Consider the following 18,640-nt stretch of genomic DNA (forward strand, 5'->3'; position numbering starts at 1 on the left):
ACCAGTTGAGCGGATTCGCGTTTAAACTCTGCGCTGAAATTTCTTTTTTTCATTGGAGCACCTGTGTTGTTCTGAGGTGAGCATATCACCTCTGTTCAGGTGGCCAAATTTAGTGTGCCACTACAGTCTCGCTACCGACTTTTGATTTCCACCACGCCCATGCTTTGCGCTTATAAAACAGCGATTCAATAAATGATTGCCCTAAAGAGGATAATTTACCGCTATGTAATATTTGCGCCCACAAAAGCCGTGTTCGGGCGCTCTCGCCTGGAACATATTTCAGCGGCTTACCTTGTGCATCAATCATGCTCTGCGCTTCGATAACCATCACTAACAGCGCGAAATAATCCGGGCAATGTTGCGCACTCCACTGCAACAACAAATTATCCGCTTGCGTCGATGAATGACTCTCCCAGTATGCACAGAGATCGGCAAGCAGGCTTTCCCCCTCGCCGCAGTACAACCGTTGTGCACACTGGTAATAACGGGCATCTTCGCTTTCTGGTTCTTCCGCTTGCCACTGTTGGGCTACAGGAATGAGTTCCGCCATACCTGTTTGCACCGAGCTGTACCAGCGCAACAGTTTGCGATGTAACTTCGCATCATCAGGAATGAACCACGGACCCTCCATCGCTAAAAACGCAGTAACATAGTCAGGATGGTAACGACAGCAGCGTTCCAGCGCGAAGTAATACTCAATAGTCTGGTTTTGTAACGCGACGGGGTATTCCAGAAGGCTAAGAAAATCGAAACAATCCCCAGCCTGAATAGCCTCAAGAAAAGCCTCCCGCTCTTCTTCATCCATTCCTTCGCTGTCACTAAATGAATGCCAGTTCAAACGCCCGGCCAGCAAAGAAGCGCAATTTAATGAAAGGTATCGCGCTTCTATGGCGATTGCACACAGCGACCAGCGTAATTGATCCACCTCTTCCATATTGTAGTTATTTAATTGCTGAATAAATTTCTGCCAGGCGGAGGGCTGAAAACGTTCACTTTCTGAATTCAGTAATGCTCTGAATGCGCTCAGTGCTTCATGTTCAACTGCGGCGTTGCTCTTTTCATCAACTGATTCTTCTACAGAATTTACCGCCAGTCGCAGCGCTTCTTCATAGGCCTGACGTAATGCTTTAAACCCTTGCGGATCGGTTTCGGGATGACACAACGGTAAGCGAGCAAGATAAGCCTGACGGATAATATCAATTTGCGTTGTGCTTTCGATTTCGAGAATTTGCCAACATGTTTTCATAGGTCGCTCACATCCTTAAGCGTTGCCGGGCATTCAGGCTGAACAGTTAATGGCCGCCAGGGAAGCGTGGCATAGAAACGATCGCTTCCTGCCACCAGTTCTTCAAACATTCGGCTTCCGGCACTATCGTATTTGTACAGGGTTAGCGCCTCGTGTAGCGAAGCGTTGTCTTCACACTGGGAGGATTGCCAGTAGAGACGCCCTAACGAATAGGCGGAAAAATAGTGCATCCAACTGTGATAGTAATTGTGTGCCCGAACATAAACGCGCGATTGCAGCCATAAACTTTCGTCTTCTGTCAGCCAATTATTGAGTACACCGACGCGCGACAAAAACCCCATCCGAACATAATCCCAGGCTTTGATTCCCCCTTCCCCACAGCACATAGCGGTTTGGGCAACGAATTGGGTATAAATCAACCCGCGTTCGGGGCCACCAGCAATTAATGCTTTCCACTCATCAGGGGAAGAGCGATGCCATGCCAGATATAAACCAGCTAAATTATTCGCGTGGCCATCATCAGTCATTTGGTAAATAGTCTGAATTAAATCATCACGATTATTTATTCCCCAGGATGATGAGAGATCAAATTCTTTTATTCCGGTATACATTTTTGGCGAGTCGTGTGCAGGCTTGCATCCCTGATTAAGAATTTCCATTGGCGTAGAAAGCGCAAATAGAAGGTGTTGTTCATCCTTATCCATTTATTAACAATCCTTTAAGTACATTAACTGACTACTTTTTTATTGATGATGAGTATAAACTTGACGCTTTCAAAATAAAAAGAAAATCGAAGCATTGATAAATGAACAAAAAAATATATTTTATATTCGCAATATTTATAGTTGCGGCAATCACTTGTATTAGCCAACCTAAGAAAACGACCTTGCGCGATAAAGCTATGGCGAATTATGTCTTTGATTATTTAAGCGCACCGGGCAGCCTTCCGTTTACCACGGCAGCAACGGAACTTTCCGCCATTCATGGTCACTCAACATCGCAATATCGCCTTGGCGAATTTTATCTTCATGGTAGTAATGGTAAACCGCTGGATTATGCAATGGCGAGGTACTGGTATGAGCAATCGGCGGAACAGGAAAATCCGCGCGCGCAGAGCAAACTAGGGTGGATCTACCTGAAAGGGCTGGGAGTCAAACCCGATACCCGTAAAGCAATTCTCTGGTATAAAGAAGCCGCTAAACAAGGGTATGTTCATGCACAATACACATTGGGTTTGATCTACAGAAACGGCACAGGCATAAACGTCAATAATTATGAAGCCCGCAAATGGTTGAAACTGGCAGCGGAACAACATTATAAAAATGCGGAAGAATTACTTGCAGAGTTTCCCGCACATTAAGATTTTTATCAGCCAACTAAATGGAGAATGCAACGGGTAAATACAGGATGGTCTGGAAGTTAAAAACATTCCCCCTGGCAATGGCATATAAAAAGGATTCCAGTTCTTTTTCGTCTATTATCCCGGCATTTTCCTCCTGCAACCACCGCACTCTTTCTGCTAATAACACTACATACTCGAAAGATAAATAGGCAGCATTCATGGTTATCCTGCACAGCAACCAGCGTAACTTATCAATCTCTTCCATTGAGCAATGATTTAATTGATGAATGAATCGCTGCCAGGTGGACTGCTTAAATCGTTCCTCATCCGAGGATAATAATGCGCGAAATGCCAGCAAAATTTCATGTTCTGCAATTTCAGTGTATTAAGAACATGCATTAGCAGCCAATTTGCCGGGGCGCATTCTCGACGATACAGCCCCCCTAAATATGAAGAAGCGGTTGACTGGTAAAGGCTGTCGATCTCCGACAGGCTCTCAACTTGTACCGTAAAGTTCAGTCATCCGCTACAAGAGATGTCAGTAAAGAAATCCGTGAGATTGAAAATTTACTGTAGAGATAAAAACAGATAAGGGTCGGACGATTTTCATTCGACCCAAATTATCTTTATTACTGTGCGAAATCAGACTATTACGGCTCGAACGGGCGTCTCTGGAACTGGTCGTGACCGCATTTCGGGCATAGCGTCAGCACTTCCGGCGTGTAGATTGGGAGATGAAAATGACATTTCTCGCAGACCAGATTCCCCAGCCCTACCACTTCTCCGCTGTGGTAAACCCCGTGATGGTTGAGATCCTGGAAAACTTCGCGCCACTCAAGCTGCGTTTTATCGGTGATATCCGCCAGCTCCTGCCACAAGCTTTCTTTAATCACCCGCATAAAAACACTGTCAGATTCTTCTTTCAGACTCTCTTCATAGCTCATAGCGAACTCTTCCAGGTCACGTCTGACGGCGCGTGTCAGTTCATCGACCTCGGTTCGCGTTAACTCCCCTGTTTTTATTACGCGCTCGCGCGCCTGTTCTACCAGCGCGTCGATATCACGCTCGCCATTGCGCAGGCGTTCGCTCAGTGACGCGACCAGTTCACGGTAATATTGAGCAACCTTGTTCATCGTTTCATCTCCCGGGTCGTTAACTGACTATAATAATAGACGTTCTTTGTTCCTTACTTTGCTAATACGCCCACAAACTCTGTAAATTAATGTATGAATAATCCGGGCATCATTTCAACGTCGAGTGCGCGAAAGGCTGTTTTGACGCGGACGTTTGGGCTATGCTATGCGGATCTGAAAAACCACCTCAACGCTACATTTGTAGCCGTATTGAAAACAGGACCACTGGCTGCCATGCAAGAGCAATACCGCCCGGAAGAGATAGAATCCAAAGTACAGCTTCACTGGGATGAGAAGCGCACATTTGAAGTAACCGAAGACGAGAGCAAAGAGAAGTATTACTGCCTGTCTATGCTTCCCTATCCTTCTGGTCGACTACACATGGGCCACGTTCGTAACTACACCATTGGTGACGTGATCGCCCGCTACCAGCGTATGCTGGGCAAAAACGTTCTTCAGCCGATCGGCTGGGATGCGTTTGGTCTGCCTGCGGAAGGCGCAGCGGTGAAAAACAACACCGCGCCAGCACCGTGGACGTATGACAACATCGCGTACATGAAAAACCAGCTCAAAATGCTGGGCTTTGGTTATGACTGGAGCCGCGAGCTGGCGACCTGTACGCCAGAATACTACCGTTGGGAACAGAAATTCTTCACCGAGCTGTATAAAAAAGGCCTGGTGTATAAGAAGACTTCTGCGGTCAACTGGTGCCCGAACGACCAGACCGTACTGGCGAACGAGCAGGTTATCGACGGCTGCTGCTGGCGTTGTGATACCAAAGTTGAACGTAAAGAGATCCCGCAGTGGTTTATCAAAATCACCGCTTACGCTGACGAGCTGCTTAACGATCTGGATAAACTGGATCACTGGCCAGACACTGTTAAAACCATGCAGCGTAACTGGATCGGTCGTTCCGAAGGCGTGGAAATCACCTTCAACGTTAACGACTATGACAACACACTGACCGTTTACACTACCCGCCCTGACACCTTTATGGGTTGTACCTACCTGGCGGTAGCGGCAGGTCACCCGCTGGCACAGAAGGCAGCGGAAAATAATCCTGAACTGGCGGCCTTTATTGATGAATGCCGTAACACCAAAGTTGCCGAAGCTGAAATGGCGACGATGGAGAAAAAAGGCGTCGATACCGGCTTTAAAGCTGTTCATCCATTAACTGGCGAAGAAATTCCGGTTTGGGCGGCAAACTTCGTATTGATGGAGTACGGCACTGGCGCAGTCATGGCCGTTCCGGGTCACGACCAGCGCGATTACGAATTTGCCTCTAAATATGGTCTGAACATCAAGCCGGTTATCCTGGCGGCTGACGGTTCTGAACCGGATCTCTCCCAGCAGGCGCTGACGGAAAAAGGCGTGCTGTTCAACTCTGGCGAGTTCAACGGTCTTGACCATGAAGCGGCCTTTAACGCCATTGCCGACAAACTGACGGCAATGGGCGTTGGCGAGCGTAAAGTTAACTATCGCCTGCGTGACTGGGGTGTTTCCCGTCAACGTTACTGGGGTGCGCCAATCCCAATGGTTACGCTGGAAGACGGTACTGTAATGCCAACTCCGGATGACCAACTGCCGGTGATCCTACCGGAAGATGTGGTGATGGACGGCATTACCAGCCCAATCAAAGCAGATCCTGAGTGGGCGAAAACCACTGTTAACGGTATGCCAGCACTGCGTGAAACCGACACCTTCGACACCTTTATGGAGTCCTCCTGGTACTATGCGCGCTACACTTGCCCGGAGTACAAAGAAGGTATGCTGGATTCCAAAGCAGCTAACTACTGGCTGCCGGTAGATATCTACATTGGTGGTATCGAACACGCCATCATGCACCTGCTCTACTTCCGCTTCTTCCATAAACTGATGCGTGATGCAGGTATGGTGAACTCTGACGAACCAGCGAAACAGTTGTTGTGTCAGGGCATGGTGCTGGCAGATGCTTTCTACTACGTTGGCGAAAACGGCGAGCGTAACTGGGTTTCTCCGGTTGATGCCATCGTTGAGCGTGACGAGAAAGGCCGTATCGTGAAAGCGAAAGACGCGGCAGGTCATGAGCTGGTGTATACCGGCATGAGCAAAATGTCCAAATCGAAGAATAACGGTATCGACCCGCAGGTAATGGTTGAACGTTATGGTGCGGACACCGTTCGTCTGTTTATGATGTTCGCATCTCCGGCAGATATGACGCTCGAATGGCAGGAGTCCGGCGTTGAAGGGGCTAACCGCTTCCTGAAACGTGTCTGGAAACTGGTTTACGAGCACACTGCAAAAGGTGATGTTGCGGCACTGAACGTCGATGCACTGACTGAAGATCAGAAAGCTCTGCGTCGCGATGTTCATAAAACTATCGCTAAAGTAACCGATGATATCGGCCGTCGTCAGACCTTCAACACCGCAATTGCGGCGATTATGGAGCTGATGAACAAGCTGGCGAAAGCGCCGACCGATAGCGAGCAGGATCGCGCGCTGATGCAGGAAGCTCTGCTGGCCGTTGTGCGTATGCTTAACCCGTTCACGCCGCACATCTGCTTCACCTTGTGGCAGGAGCTGAAAGGCGAAGGCGATATCGACAACGCGCCGTGGCCGGTTGCTGACGAAAAAGCGATGGTGGAAGATTCCACGCTGGTGGTTGTGCAGGTTAACGGTAAAGTCCGTGCCAAAATCACCGTTCCGGTGGATGCAACGGAAGAGCAGGTTCGCGAACGTGCTGGCCAGGAACATCTGGTGGCAAAATATCTTGATGGCGTTACCGTACGTAAAGTGATTTACGTACCGGGTAAACTCCTCAATCTGGTCGTTGGCTAAGCGCGGGAGGAAGCGTGCGATATCTGGCAACATTGTTGTTATCTCTGGCGGTGTTAATCACCGCCGGGTGTGGCTGGCATCTGCGTAACACCACGCAGATTCCTTCCACCATGAAAGTCATGATCCTGGACTCTGGCGACCCGAACGGGCCGTTAAGCCGTGCGGTGCGTAATCAGTTGCGTCTGAACGGTGTTGAGCTACTTGATAAAGAAACTACACGCAAGGATGTCCCATCTCTGCGTCTGGGCAAAGTGAGCATCGCGAAAGATACCGCCTCGGTATTCCGTAACGGTCAAACAGCAGAGTATCAGATGATCATGACGGTGAATGCGACCGTATTGATCCCTGGCCGTGACATCTACCCGATTAGCGCCAAAGTCTTCCGTTCGTTCTTCGATAACCCGCAAATGGCGTTAGCGAAAGATAATGAGCAGAGCATGATCATTCAAGAGATGTACGACCGTGCCGCCGAACAGCTTATTCGTAAGCTGCCAAGCATTCGCGCTGCGGATATCCGTTCCGACGAAGATACGTCGACAACAACGGATACTACAGCAACGCCTGCACGCGTCTCCACCACACTGGGTAACTGATGATTCGGTTGTACCCAGAACAACTCCGCGCGCAGCTCAATGAAGGGCTGCGCGCGGCGTATCTTTTACTTGGTAACGATCCCCTGTTGTTGCAGGAAAGCCAGGACGCTGTTCGTCAGGTGGCCGCAGCACAAGGATTCGAAGAACACCACACTTTCTCCATTGATCCCAACACGGACTGGAATGCGATTTTTTCGTTATGCCAGGCCATGAGCCTGTTCGCCAGTCGACAAACGCTGTTGCTGTTATTACCAGAAAATGGGCCAAATGCAGCGATCAATGAACAACTATTCACGCTCACCGGACTTCTGCATGACGATCTGCTGTTGATCATACGCGGCAATAAGTTAAGTAAAGCGCAGGAAAATGCCGCCTGGTTTACCTCACTTGCCAATCGAAGTGTGCAGGTAACCTGTCAGACGCCGGAACAGGCCCAGCTCCCTCGCTGGGTTGCCACGCGAGCCAAACAGCTCAACCTGGAACTGGATGACGCCGCAAATCAGGTACTCTGCTATTGTTATGAAGGTAACCTGTTGGCGCTGGCACAGGCACTGGAGCGATTGTCGTTACTCTGGCCTGACGGCAAACTGACGCTGCCACGCGTTGAGCAAGCGGTGAATGATGCCGCGCATTTCACCCCTTTTCATTGGGTTGATGCTTTGTTAATGGGCAAAAGCAAGCGCGCGTTGCATATTCTTCAGCAACTGCGTCTGGAAGGCAGCGAGCCGGTTATTTTGTTGCGCACGTTACAACGTGAACTGTTGTTACTGGTTAACCTGAAACGCCAGTCTGCCCATACGCCATTACGCGTGTTGTTTGATAAGCATCGCGTTTGGCAGAACCGCCGGGGCATGATGGGTGAGGCGTTAAATCGCCTAAGCCAGCCGCAGTTACGTCAGGCCGTGCAACTTCTGGCACGAACGGAACTCACCCTCAAACAAGATTACGGTCAGTCGGTGTGGGCAGAGCTGGAGGGGTTATCTCTTCTGTTAAGCCATAAACCACTGGCGGACGTATTTATCGATGGTTGATATGAAATCTTTACAGGCTCTGTTTGGCGGCACCTTTGATCCGGTGCACTATGGTCATCTTAAACCCGTGGAAACACTGGCGAATTTGATTGGTCTGACGCGGGTTACTATCATCCCTAACAATGTTCCTCCGCATCGTCCGCAGCCGGAAGCGAACAGCGCACAGCGAAAACACATGCTTGAACTGGCGATTGCCGACAAGCCTCTGTTTACCCTGGATGAACGCGAGTTAAAGCGCAATGCCCCCTCTTACACTGCACAAACACTAAAAGAGTGGCGGCAAGAGCAAGGACCAGATGTGCCGCTGGCATTTATTATCGGTCAGGATTCATTGCTGACCTTTCCGACCTGGTACGAATACGAAACCATTCTCGACAATGCACACTTGATTGTCTGTCGGCGTCCCGGTTATCCGCTTGAAATGGCGCAACCACAGTATCAACAGTGGTTGGAAGATCATTTGACGCATAACCCGGAAGATCTGCATCTTCAGTCTGCCGGTAAAATTTATCTTGCTGAAACGCCGTGGTTTAACATTTCTGCGACCATTATCCGCGAACGTTTGCAAAACGGTGAATCGTGTGAGGATTTGTTGCCGGAATCAGTATTGACCTACATTAACCAACAAGGCTTGTATCGCTGATACCTGTCATCACGGAGGGAATGATGCGACTATGGTTAATTCGTCATGGAGAAACGCAAGCGAATGTCGATGGTTTATATAGTGGTCATGCGCCAACGCCACTGACCGCGCGCGGTGTCGAGCAAGCGCAAAGCCTGCATACCCTGCTGCGTGATGTTCCCTTCGATATAGTTTTATGCAGTGAACTGGAACGTGCGCAGCATACCGCGCGGCTGGTTCTCAGCGATCGTCAGCTCTCCCTACACACCGTCCCTGAACTCAACGAAATGTTTTTTGGTGACTGGGAGATGCGGCACCATCGCGATTTGATGCAAGAAGATGCTGAAAATTACAGCGCGTGGTGCGATGACTGGCAGCATACCATCCCGACTAACGGTGAAGGGTTTCAGGCGTTTTCGCAACGCGTAGAGCGCTTTATCGCCGGGCTTAAGGAATATCAGCAATATAAAAATATATTAGTCGTCAGCCATCAGGGCGTGTTGAGCCTGTTAATTGCCCGTTTAATTGGCATGCCCGCCGGGGCAATGTGGCATTTTCGCATCGACCAGGGATGCTGGAGCGCCATTGATATCAACGAAACATTTGTAACCTTGCGTGTCCTCAATAGCCGTGCCATCGGGTTCGAGAGCACATGACTTTTCTGTTTTTTTACGGGTAAGCCGCAACGACCATTGACAGCCCCGGGCAGGCTGATATTCTCCGCAGCCAGACTTTTTCCGCTAAACACGACTTTGTAGAAATTGTTTTACAAAAATGGCGATGCAATCTGCGGCGCGGGGTGGGATGATAGCCCACTTTCGAAGCCGATTCGGAGACAATTGTCCCGAAATCGCCTCTGGTTCAGGTATACTGACAGACCATTTTTATCTTTTTTGATTCACCCAGGGGGAAAACTTGCAGGGTAAAGCACTCCAGGATTTTGTTATCGACAAAATTGATGACCTCAAAGGTCAGGACATCATCGCCTTAGACGTTCAGGGCAAATCCAGCATCACCGACTGCATGATCATCTGTACGGGTACATCCAGCCGTCATGTCATGTCTATTGCCGACCATGTGGTGCAGGAGTCCCGTGCAGCGGGTCTGTTGCCGCTCGGCGTTGAAGGTGAAAACAGCGCTGACTGGATCGTCGTCGATCTGGGCGATGTGATTGTCCATGTTATGCAGGAAGAGAGCCGTCGCCTGTATGAGCTGGAAAAACTCTGGAGTTAATGTGTGAAGCTGCAACTTGTCGCCGTAGGAACGAAAATGCCGGACTGGGTACAAACCGGTTTTACCGAGTACCTGCGTCGTTTTCCAAAAGATATGCCTTTTGAGCTGATTGAAATACCGGCCGGAAAACGCGGCAAGAACGCGGACATCAAGCGCATACTCGACAAAGAGGGTGAGCAAATGCTGGCAGCCGCAGGTAAAAACCGCATTGTCACCCTCGATATTCCAGGCAAGCCCTGGGACACGCCGCAGTTAGCCGCTGAACTGGAACGCTGGAAACTCGATGGCCGCGACGTCAGCCTGCTTATTGGCGGGCCGGAAGGGTTATCGCCTGCCTGTAAAGCAGCAGCAGAACAAAGCTGGTCGCTTTCCGCGCTGACACTCCCCCATCCGCTGGTTCGCGTACTGGTCGCAGAAAGTCTGTACCGGGCGTGGAGCATCACCACCAACCATCCTTATCATCGTGAGTGATAAGAAAGCTTTGAGTAGAAAACGCAGCGGATGAAACTACAGAACTCTTTTCGCGACTATACGGCAGAGTCCGCGCTGTTTGTGCGCCGGGCGCTGGTCGCCTTTTTGGGGATTTTGCTGCTGACCGGCGTGCTTATCGCCAACCTGTATAATCTGCAAATTGTTCGTTTTACCGATTATCAGACCCGTTCTAATGAAAACCGCATCAAGCTGGTGCCTATCGCCCCCAGCCGCGGCATTATATACGACCGTAACGGCATCCCTCTGGCACTCAATCGCACTATCTATCAGATAGAGATGATGCCAGAGAAAGTCGATAACGTGCAGCAAACGCTGGATGCCCTGCGCAACGTGGTCGATCTGACCGATGACGATATTGCAGCCTTCAGAAAAGAGCGCGCACGTTCACACCGTTTTACCTCCATTCCGGTGAAAACTAATCTGACCGAAGTACAAGTTGCACGCTTTGCCGTCAATCAGTACCGTTTTCCGGGGGTGGAAGTGAAAGGCTATAAACGCCGTTACTATCCCTACGGCTCAGCACTGACGCATGTCATCGGTTACGTCTCGAAAATCAACGATAAAGATGTCGAACGCCTGAATAATGACGGCAAACTGGCCAACTATGCCGCGACGCATGACATTGGTAAGTTGGGAATTGAGCGTTATTACGAAGACGTGCTGCACGGTCAGACGGGTTATGAAGAAGTTGAAGTTAACAACCGTGGTCGCGTTATCCGCCAGTTAAAAGAAGTCCCACCGCAAGCCGGGCACGATATTTACCTGACGATTGATCTCAAACTCCAGCAGTATATTGAGACACTGCTGGCAGGCAGTCGTGCGGCTGTCGTGGTCACCGATCCGCGTACAGGTGGCGTTCTGGCGCTGGTTTCCACGCCAAGCTATGACCCGAACCTGTTTGTTGACGGCATCTCCAGCAAAGATTATTCCGCGTTGCTGAACGACCCGAACACACCGCTGGTGAACCGCGCCACGCAGGGGGTTTATCCGCCAGCCTCGACTGTTAAGCCGTATGTAGCTGTTTCTGCGCTTAGCGCGGGCGTCATTACCCGCAATACCAGCTTGTTCGACCCCGGCTGGTGGCAACTACCGGGTTCGGAAAAACGTTACCGTGACTGGAAAAAATGGGGGCATGGTCGCCTGAATGTCACGAGATCGCTGGAAGAATCTGCGGATACCTTCTTCTATCAGGTTGCCTACGATATGGGGATCGATCGCCTTTCCGAATGGATGGGTAAATTCGGTTACGGTCATTACACCGGTATCGATCTTGCTGAAGAACGTTCCGGTAACATGCCTACCCGCGAATGGAAACAGAAACGCTTTAAAAAACCGTGGTATCAGGGTGACACCATTCCGGTCGGTATCGGTCAGGGTTACTGGACTGCAACCCCTATCCAGATGAGTAAAGCACTGATGATCCTGATTAACGACGGTATCGTGAAGGTTCCACATTTGCTGATGAGCACCGCCGAAGATGGCAAACAAGTGCCGTGGGTGCCGCCACATGAACCGCCAGTTGGCGATATTCATTCAGGTTACTGGGAGCTGGCAAAAGATGGCATGTTCGGGGTTGCCAACCGCCCTAATGGCACGGCGCATAAATACTTTGCCAGCGCACCGTACAAAATTGCGGCGAAATCTGGTACGGCGCAGGTCTTCGGTCTGAAAGCGAACGAAACTTATAATGCGCACAAAATTGCCGAACGTCTGCGTGACCACAAACTGATGACCGCATTTGCACCGTATAACAATCCGCAAGTGGCTGTCGCTATGATTCTGGAAAACGGCGGCGCGGGCCCGGCGGTCGGTACGCTAATGCGCCAGATCCTCGACCACATTATGCTTGGCGATAACAACACCGATCTGCCTGCGGAAAATCCAGCGGTTACCGCAGCGGAGGACCATTAATCATGACGGATAATCCGAATAAAAAAACATTCTGGGATAAAGTCCATCTTGATCCCACAATGCTGCTGATCTTACTGGCATTGCTGGTCTACAGTGCTCTGGTAATCTGGAGCGCCAGCGGCCAGGATATCGGCATGATGGAGCGTAAAATTGGCCAAATCGCAATGGGTCTGGTCATTATGGTGGTCATGGCGCAAATCCCTCCGCGCGTCTATGAAGGCTGGGCACCCTATCTCTATATCATCTGTATTATTTTACTGGTGGCAGTAGATGCCTTTGGTGCCATATCCAAAGGCGCTCAACGCTGGCTGGATCTCGGTATCGTCCGTTTCCAGCCATCGGAAATCGCCAAAATAGCCGTACCGTTGATGGTAGCTCGTTTTATCAACCGTGACGTTTGTCCGCCATCGTTAAAAAATACCGCCATCGCGCTGGTGCTGATTTTTATGCCAACACTGCTGGTGGCAGCGCAGCCAGACCTGGGGACATCAATCCTCGTTGCGCTTTCCGGGTTGTTTGTGCTTTTCCTCTCTGGCCTTAGCTGGCGCTTGATTGGCGTTGCGGTGGTGCTGGTAGCAGCATTCATTCCAATTCTGTGGTTCTTCCTGATGCATGATTACCAGCGCCAGCGCGTAATGATGCTCCTTGACCCGGAATCAGACCCACTCGGCGCGGGCTATCACATTATTCAGTCTAAAATTGCTATTGGCTCCGGTGGATTACGCGGCAAAGGCTGGCTGCACGGCACTCAGTCACAGCTTGAATTTCTGCCCGAACGCCATACCGACTTTATCTTCGCGGTACTGGCGGAAGAACTGGGGTTAGTAGGCATTTTGATTCTGCTCGCCCTCTACATTCTGTTGATCATGCGCGGACTGTGGATAGCCGCCAGAGCGCAAACCACCTTTGGTCGCGTCATGGCTGGCGGTTTAATGCTGATATTATTCGTTTATGTCTTCGTAAATATTGGTATGGTAAGCGGTATTCTGCCGGTTGTAGGGGTTCCGCTCCCACTGGTCAGTTATGGAGGATCGGCGCTCATAGTGCTGATGGCTGGGTTCGGGATTGTTATGTCAATCCACACCCACAGGAAAATGTTGTCGAAAAGCGTGTAAGAGGTGTGCAATGCGTAAGCAGTGGCTCGGGATCTGCATCGCGGCAGGAATGCTCGCGGCATGTACAAGCGATGATGGTCAGCAACAGACGGTAAGTGTGCCGCAGCCTGCGGTATGTAACGGCCCAATAGTTGAGATTGGCGGGGCAGAACCGCGTTTCGAACCACTGAACGCGACGGCGAATCAGGATTACCAGCGCGATGGCAAAAGCTACAAAATCGTGCAGGATCCTTCTCGCTTTAGTCAGGCGGGCCTGGCTGCTATTTATGATGCCGAACCTGGCAGCAATCTGACGGCCTCAGGTGAAGCATTCGATCCGATGCAGCTAACAGCGGCGCACCCGACGTTGCCGATCCCCAGCTATGCGCGAATCACTAACCTGGCTAACGGTCGGATGATTGTGGTGCGCATTAACGATCGTGGTCCTTATGGCAATGATCGCGTAATTTCGCTTTCTCGCGCAGCAGCCGACCGTCTTAACACGTCGAACAACACCAAAGTTCGCATCGATCCCATTATTGTGGCGCAAGATGGTTCGCTGTCTGGTCCCGGTATGGCCTGCACCACCGTCGCCAAGCAAACTTACGCCCTGCCCGCACCACCTGATTTAAGCGGCGGAGCGGGAACAAGTTCAGTATCTGGCCCGCAGGGCGATATTCTTCCCGTCAGCAATTCGACGCTGAAAAGCGAAGATCCAACCGGAGCCCCGGTAACCAGCAGCGGCTTCCTCGGCGCGCCAACCACCCTGGCACCTGGCGTGCTGGAAGGCAGTGAACCGACGCCTGCACCACAGCCCGTGGTCACAGCACCGGCTACAACGTCAGCAATGGTGACACCACAAGCCGCGTCGCCAGCCTCCAGCGGTAACTTTATGGTGCAAGTTGGCGCCGTTAGCGATCAGGCGCGCGCGCAACAGTATCAGCAGCAGTTAGGACAGAAGTTCGGAGTACCCGGGCGTGTGACGCAAAACGGCGCAGTCTGGCGTATTCAACTTGGCCCATTTGCCAGCAAAGCCGAAGCCAGTGCTTTGCAGCAACGTTTACAAACCGAAGCCCAATTACAGTCATTTATTACCACCGCGCAGTAGCGTAAAGCAGGCATCTGAAATGTCAATTTCTGTAAATGACATTAACAAAGTCACGCGGAAAGTCAGATGCCTGGCGGTAGTGCATTTGCTATAGTAGGGCACTTTTTTAATTCCATCACGGATGTCGTAGTTCAGACCATGAATACCATTTTTTCCGCTCGTTTCATGCAGCGCCTGGCGCTCACCACGGCTCTTTGCACAGCCTTTATCTCTGCTGCACATGCCGATGACCTGAATATCAAAACTATGATCCCGGGTGTACCGCAGATCGACGCGGAGTCCTACATCCTGATCGACTATAACTCTGGCAAAGTGCTCGCTGAGCAAAATGCAGATGTCCGCCGCGACCCTGCCAGCCTGACAAAAATGATGACCAGCTACGTTATCGGTCAGGCGATGAAAGCAGGTAAATTTAAAGAAACGGATTTAGTGACCATCGGTAACGACGCCTGGGCTACCGGTAACCCGGTGTTCAAAGGTTCTTCACTGATGTTCCTCAAACCTGGTATGCAGGTGCCGGTTTCACAGCTGATCCGCGGTATCAACCTGCAATCCGGTAACGATGCTTGTGTGGCGATGGCAGACTTTGCCGCCGGTAGTCAGGATGCTTTTGTTGGCCTGATGAACAGCTACGTTAACGCGCTGGGTCTGAAAAATACCCACTTCCAGACTGTACATGGTCTGGACGCTGACGGTCAGTACAGCTCCGCACGTGATATGGCGCTGATCGGACAGGCGTTGATTCGTGATGTGCCAAATGAATACTCTATCTATAAAGAGAAAGAGTTCACCTTTAACGGTATTCGTCAGCTCAACCGTAACGGCCTGCTGTGGGATAACAGCCTGAATGTTGACGGTATCAAAACCGGTCACACTGACAAAGCAGGTTACAATCTTGTCGCTTCCGCGACAGAAGGTCAGATGCGTCTGATCTCCGCAGTCATGGGCGGGCGCACTTTCAAAGGCCGTGAAGCCGAAAGTAAAAAACTGCTGACCTGGGGATTCCGTTTCTTCGAAACCGTTAACCCGCTGAAAGTCGGCAAAGAATTTGCCTCTGAACCGGTATGGTTTGGTAATACTGACCGCGCTTCGTTAGGTGTCGATAAAGATGTTTACCTGACTATTCCGCGTGGCCGCATGAAAGATCTGAAAGCCAGTTACGTGCTGAACAACAGCGAACTGCATGCGCCGCTGCAGAAGAATCAGGTGGTCGGCACAATTAACTTCCAGCTTGACGGCAAAACCATTGAACAGCGTCCGCTGGTAGTGTTACAGGAAATTCCGGAAGGTAACTTCTTCGGTAAAATCATTGATTACATTAAATTAATGTTCCATCACTGGTTTGGCTAAAAATTGAACACTTGAAAGTGTAATTTCCGCCCCCATATACTAAACATCAGTAAAAACTCCCGCCTTCTGGCGGGAGTTGCTATTTAATTACGTTACGCCGGAGCTGACATGAAAACCAAACTTAACGAACTGCTTGAATTCCCTACTCCGTTTACCTACAAAGTAATGGGGCAGGCGTTACCTGAGCTGGTTGATCAGGTGGTTGAAGTGGTACAGCGCCATGCGCCAGGTGACTACACCCCAACGGTAAAACCAAGCAGCAAAGGCAACTACCACTCGGTATCTATCACTATCAACGCCACTCATATCGAGCAGGTTGAAACTCTGTATGAAGAGCTGGGCAAAATCGATATTGTCCGCATGGTACTGTAATTCGTTTCTCCGTTACCCGGCCCTGGTCGGGTAACTCCCCTCCCCCCGCTGTGATATACTTTTTCTCCTCTTTTACTCATTCTCCACGGAGATGCCGTTTTGTATCAGGATAAAATTCTTGTCCGCCAGCTCGGCCTTCAGCCCTATGAGCCTATTTCACAGGCTATGCATGAATTCACCGATACCCGCGATGAAAACACCCTGGATGAGATCTGGTTGGTAGAACATCCCCCTGTATTTACTCAGGGGCAGGCGGGGAAAGCAGAACATATCTTAATGCCGGGCGATATTCCGGTGATCCAAAGCGACCGTGGCGGTCAGGTGACTTATCACGGCCCAGGTCAGCAGGTGATGTACGTTCTGTTCAATCTTAAACGCCGCAAACTGGGCGTGCGTGAGCTGGTGACCTTACTCGAACAAACGGTCGTTAATACCCTGGCTGAACTGGATATTGAAGCGCATCCTCGTGCTGATGCCCCTGGGGTCTATGTCGGGGAAAAGAAAATTTGCTCACTCGGCTTACGTATTCGTCGCGGTTGTTCATTTCACGGTCTGGCATTAAACGTCAATATGGATCTTTCTCCATTTTTACGCATTAACCCTTGTGGCTATGCGGGAATGGAAATGGCTAAAATATCGCAATGGAAACCTGATGCGACAACCGATAATGTAGCACCGCGTTTGCTGGCAAATATTTTAATGCTGCTAAACAACCCTGTCGTAGAATACATCCCTGCTTAATGGCTCTCATAAATGGCCCAACTTACACTGGGTCATTGCTTTCCCGCCCACGTTTATGTCCTCTTTAGCCGTTGCTGGCCTCTGGAGAGATAGCCCTTTCTAACATTAAATGAAGAGCAAATTGATTTTGCTCTTCATTACAAACGATTCATCCGCCCCCCCTACTTCACGGTGAATGATTGATGTTACCGATAACGCATTTTGAAAAAAGTATTGTTACAGCCAGTTCACAGCGTAGAACGATAAAATGGCACAATCCAACAACAATTTTACATTTTCGCGACCGCTTTGGCTGCTTTCAGGTTCGTTTCAATGATATACTGCCAGTCGTTAATTCAAAAATAGTTGATAATTACAACAATCTATTGAATTGAAACGCTTTCCTTCGTAATTCGCAACTGGAACACGCACGCTATGAGTAAACCCATTGTGATGGAACGCGGTGTTAAATACCGCGATGCCGATAAGATGGCTCTTATCCCGGTTAAAAACGTGGCAACAGAGCGCGAAGCCCTGCTGCGCAAGCCGGAATGGATGAAAATCAAGCTTCCAGCGGACTCTACACGTATCCAGGGCATCAAAGCCGCAATGCGCAAAAATGGCCTGCATTCTGTCTGCGAGGAAGCCTCCTGCCCTAACCTGGCGGAATGCTTCAACCACGGTACAGCAACGTTTATGATCCTCGGCGCTATTTGTACCCGCCGTTGCCCTTTCTGTGACGTTGCCCACGGTCGCCCGGTAGCTCCGGATGCCAATGAGCCGGTGAAACTGGCGCAGACCATTGCCGATATGGCACTGCGCTATGTGGTTATCACTTCCGTTGACCGCGATGACCTGCGCGATGGCGGTGCTCAGCATTTTGCAGATTGCATTACTGCCATCCGGGAAAAAAGCCCGGAAATCAAAATTGAAACTCTGGTGCCGGATTTCCGTGGTCGTATGGATCGCGCGCTGGATATTCTGACCGCCACACCGCCAGACGTGTTCAACCATAACCTGGAAAACGTACCACGTATTTACCGTCAGGTACGCCCGGGTGCAGATTACAACTGGTCGCTGAAACTGCTGGAACGCTTTAAAGAAGCGCATCCGGAAATCCCGACCAAATCTGGTCTGATGGTAGGTCTGGGTGAAACCAATGAAGATATTATTGAAGTAATGCGCGATCTGCGTCGTCATGGCGTGACCATGTTAACGCTGGGGCAATATTTGCAGCCAAGCCGCCATCACCTGCCGGTTCAACGTTACGTTAGCCCGGATGAGTTCGACGAAATGAAAGCCGAAGCGCTGGCGATGGGCTTTACCCATGCTGCATGCGGTCCGTTTGTCCGCTCTTCTTACCACGCCGACTTGCAGGCGAAAGGGATGGAAGTTAAGTAATTCTGTAATAATTACTTACATCTGTCTGATAAAAAACCCGCTATCTGAAGTAATGCCGATCAGTTAAGGATCAGTTGACCGATCCAGTGGCTGTGTAAGAATCCGGAAACGCTCACTCGTTTCCGGATTTTTTTATGCACATTGGACAGGCCCTTGATCTGGTATCCCGTTACGA

At 50.3% G+C, this 18,640-nt stretch carries 17 protein-coding genes and 4 pseudogenes; 17 read left to right on the plus strand and 4 right to left on the minus strand.

What is annotated here, in order from left to right:
* Nucleotides 1–124 precede the first annotated feature (124 nt).
* Both C7B16_RS22130 and C7B16_RS22135 read right to left on the minus strand, forming a co-directional pair.
* A pseudogene (locus tag C7B16_RS22130) lies at nucleotides 125–1,246 on the minus strand (J domain-containing protein); the annotation flags it as partial.
* The gene (locus C7B16_RS22135; RefSeq protein ID WP_107180158.1) at nucleotides 1,243–1,950 is read right to left on the minus strand and encodes a DUF1266 domain-containing protein; all 708 of its coding nucleotides are present in this window, start codon (nucleotides 1,948–1,950) and stop codon (nucleotides 1,243–1,245) included. The pseudogene C7B16_RS22130 and the gene C7B16_RS22135, both read right to left, overlap by 4 nt.
* A gap of 101 nt (nucleotides 1,951–2,051) precedes the next feature.
* Here C7B16_RS22135 and C7B16_RS22140 point away from each other — a divergent pair, with 101 nt between their 5' ends.
* The gene (locus tag C7B16_RS22140) at nucleotides 2,052–2,606 is read left to right on the plus strand and encodes a tetratricopeptide repeat protein (RefSeq protein ID WP_107180159.1); all 555 of its coding nucleotides are present in this window, start codon (nucleotides 2,052–2,054) and stop codon (nucleotides 2,604–2,606) included.
* Nucleotides 2,607–2,634: 28 nt separating this feature from the next.
* Here C7B16_RS22140 and C7B16_RS22145 read toward each other — a convergent pair.
* A pseudogene (locus tag C7B16_RS22145) lies at nucleotides 2,635–2,967 on the minus strand (J domain-containing protein); the annotation flags it as partial.
* Between the two features lie 92 nt (nucleotides 2,968–3,059).
* Here C7B16_RS22145 and C7B16_RS25470 point away from each other — a divergent pair.
* Nucleotides 3,060–3,164: pseudogene (locus C7B16_RS25470) on the plus strand (hypothetical protein); the annotation flags it as partial.
* A gap of 74 nt (nucleotides 3,165–3,238) precedes the next feature.
* Here C7B16_RS25470 and C7B16_RS22150 read toward each other — a convergent pair.
* Nucleotides 3,239–3,721 carry a zinc ribbon-containing protein gene (locus tag C7B16_RS22150; RefSeq protein WP_001044880.1) on the minus strand — a complete coding sequence of 161 codons (483 nt, stop codon included), beginning with the start codon at nucleotides 3,719–3,721 and terminating at the stop codon, nucleotides 3,239–3,241.
* 234 nt (nucleotides 3,722–3,955) lie between these two features.
* Between C7B16_RS22150 and leuS the strand changes: the two genes are divergently transcribed.
* The 15 genes and pseudogenes from leuS (at nucleotide 3,956) to lipA (ending at nucleotide 18,465) form a co-directional block, all read left to right on the plus strand.
* Nucleotides 3,956–6,538 (plus strand): leucine--tRNA ligase, encoded by a 2,583-nt coding sequence (gene leuS / locus C7B16_RS22155; RefSeq protein WP_001366479.1) that lies wholly within the window; start codon nucleotides 3,956–3,958, stop codon nucleotides 6,536–6,538.
* 14 nt (nucleotides 6,539–6,552) lie between these two features.
* Complete coding sequence (gene lptE / locus C7B16_RS22160) at nucleotides 6,553–7,131, plus strand: LPS assembly lipoprotein LptE (protein WP_001269683.1); 579 nt, start codon at nucleotides 6,553–6,555, stop codon at nucleotides 7,129–7,131.
* Nucleotides 7,131–8,162, plus strand: a complete 1,032-nt coding sequence (holA, locus tag C7B16_RS22165; protein ID WP_107180160.1) for a DNA polymerase III subunit delta — start codon at nucleotides 7,131–7,133, stop codon at nucleotides 8,160–8,162. Before lptE ends, holA begins: the two co-directional genes overlap by 1 nt.
* Nucleotide 8,163: 1 nt before the next feature.
* Nucleotides 8,164–8,805, plus strand: a complete 642-nt coding sequence (gene nadD / locus C7B16_RS22170; protein WP_010380730.1) for a nicotinate-nucleotide adenylyltransferase — start codon at nucleotides 8,164–8,166, stop codon at nucleotides 8,803–8,805.
* Nucleotides 8,806–8,828: 23 nt separating this feature from the next.
* Nucleotides 8,829–9,440, plus strand: coding sequence for an adenosylcobalamin/alpha-ribazole phosphatase (locus tag C7B16_RS22175; protein WP_107180161.1), 612 nt, complete (start codon nucleotides 8,829–8,831; stop codon nucleotides 9,438–9,440).
* 259 nt (nucleotides 9,441–9,699) lie between these two features.
* Entirely contained in the window at nucleotides 9,700–10,017 is a 318-nt protein-coding gene (gene rsfS, locus C7B16_RS22180; RefSeq protein WP_001161664.1) for a ribosome silencing factor, read from the plus strand.
* A 3-nt stretch (nucleotides 10,018–10,020) separates the two neighbouring features.
* Nucleotides 10,021–10,488, plus strand: a complete 468-nt coding sequence (rlmH, locus tag C7B16_RS22185) for a 23S rRNA (pseudouridine(1915)-N(3))-methyltransferase RlmH (protein WP_000776104.1) — start codon at nucleotides 10,021–10,023, stop codon at nucleotides 10,486–10,488.
* A gap of 30 nt (nucleotides 10,489–10,518) precedes the next feature.
* Nucleotides 10,519–12,420, plus strand: coding sequence for a peptidoglycan DD-transpeptidase MrdA (gene mrdA / locus C7B16_RS22190; protein WP_000776176.1), 1,902 nt, complete (start codon nucleotides 10,519–10,521; stop codon nucleotides 12,418–12,420).
* Between the two features lie 2 nt (nucleotides 12,421–12,422).
* Nucleotides 12,423–13,535: a peptidoglycan glycosyltransferase MrdB gene (mrdB, locus tag C7B16_RS22195; RefSeq protein WP_000131717.1), complete on the plus strand. Its 1,113-nt coding sequence runs from the start codon at nucleotides 12,423–12,425 to the stop codon at nucleotides 13,533–13,535.
* A gap of 10 nt (nucleotides 13,536–13,545) precedes the next feature.
* The gene (rlpA, locus tag C7B16_RS22200; protein ID WP_001231396.1) at nucleotides 13,546–14,622 is read left to right on the plus strand and encodes an endolytic peptidoglycan transglycosylase RlpA; all 1,077 of its coding nucleotides are present in this window, start codon (nucleotides 13,546–13,548) and stop codon (nucleotides 14,620–14,622) included.
* 138 nt (nucleotides 14,623–14,760) lie between these two features.
* The gene (dacA, locus tag C7B16_RS22205) at nucleotides 14,761–15,972 is read left to right on the plus strand and encodes a D-alanyl-D-alanine carboxypeptidase DacA (protein WP_010380725.1); all 1,212 of its coding nucleotides are present in this window, start codon (nucleotides 14,761–14,763) and stop codon (nucleotides 15,970–15,972) included.
* A gap of 108 nt (nucleotides 15,973–16,080) precedes the next feature.
* Nucleotides 16,081–16,344, plus strand: a complete 264-nt coding sequence (gene ybeD / locus C7B16_RS22210; protein ID WP_000850550.1) for a DUF493 family protein YbeD — start codon at nucleotides 16,081–16,083, stop codon at nucleotides 16,342–16,344.
* A gap of 99 nt (nucleotides 16,345–16,443) precedes the next feature.
* Nucleotides 16,444–17,085, plus strand: coding sequence for a lipoyl(octanoyl) transferase LipB (gene lipB / locus C7B16_RS22215; protein WP_105268256.1), 642 nt, complete (start codon nucleotides 16,444–16,446; stop codon nucleotides 17,083–17,085).
* 42 nt (nucleotides 17,086–17,127) lie between these two features.
* Nucleotides 17,128–17,290: pseudogene (locus C7B16_RS25870) on the plus strand (LysR family transcriptional regulator); the annotation flags it as partial.
* Between the two features lie 209 nt (nucleotides 17,291–17,499).
* A complete protein-coding gene (gene lipA, locus C7B16_RS22225; protein WP_107180162.1) occupies nucleotides 17,500–18,465 on the plus strand; it encodes a lipoyl synthase in 966 nt (321 codons plus the stop codon).
* Nucleotides 18,466–18,640 lie beyond the last annotated feature (175 nt).

The sequence above is a fragment of the Escherichia sp. 20412-1 genome (genome assembly GCF_003027595.1).
Classification (GTDB): Bacteria; Pseudomonadota; Gammaproteobacteria; order Enterobacterales; family Enterobacteriaceae; genus Escherichia; species Escherichia marmotae.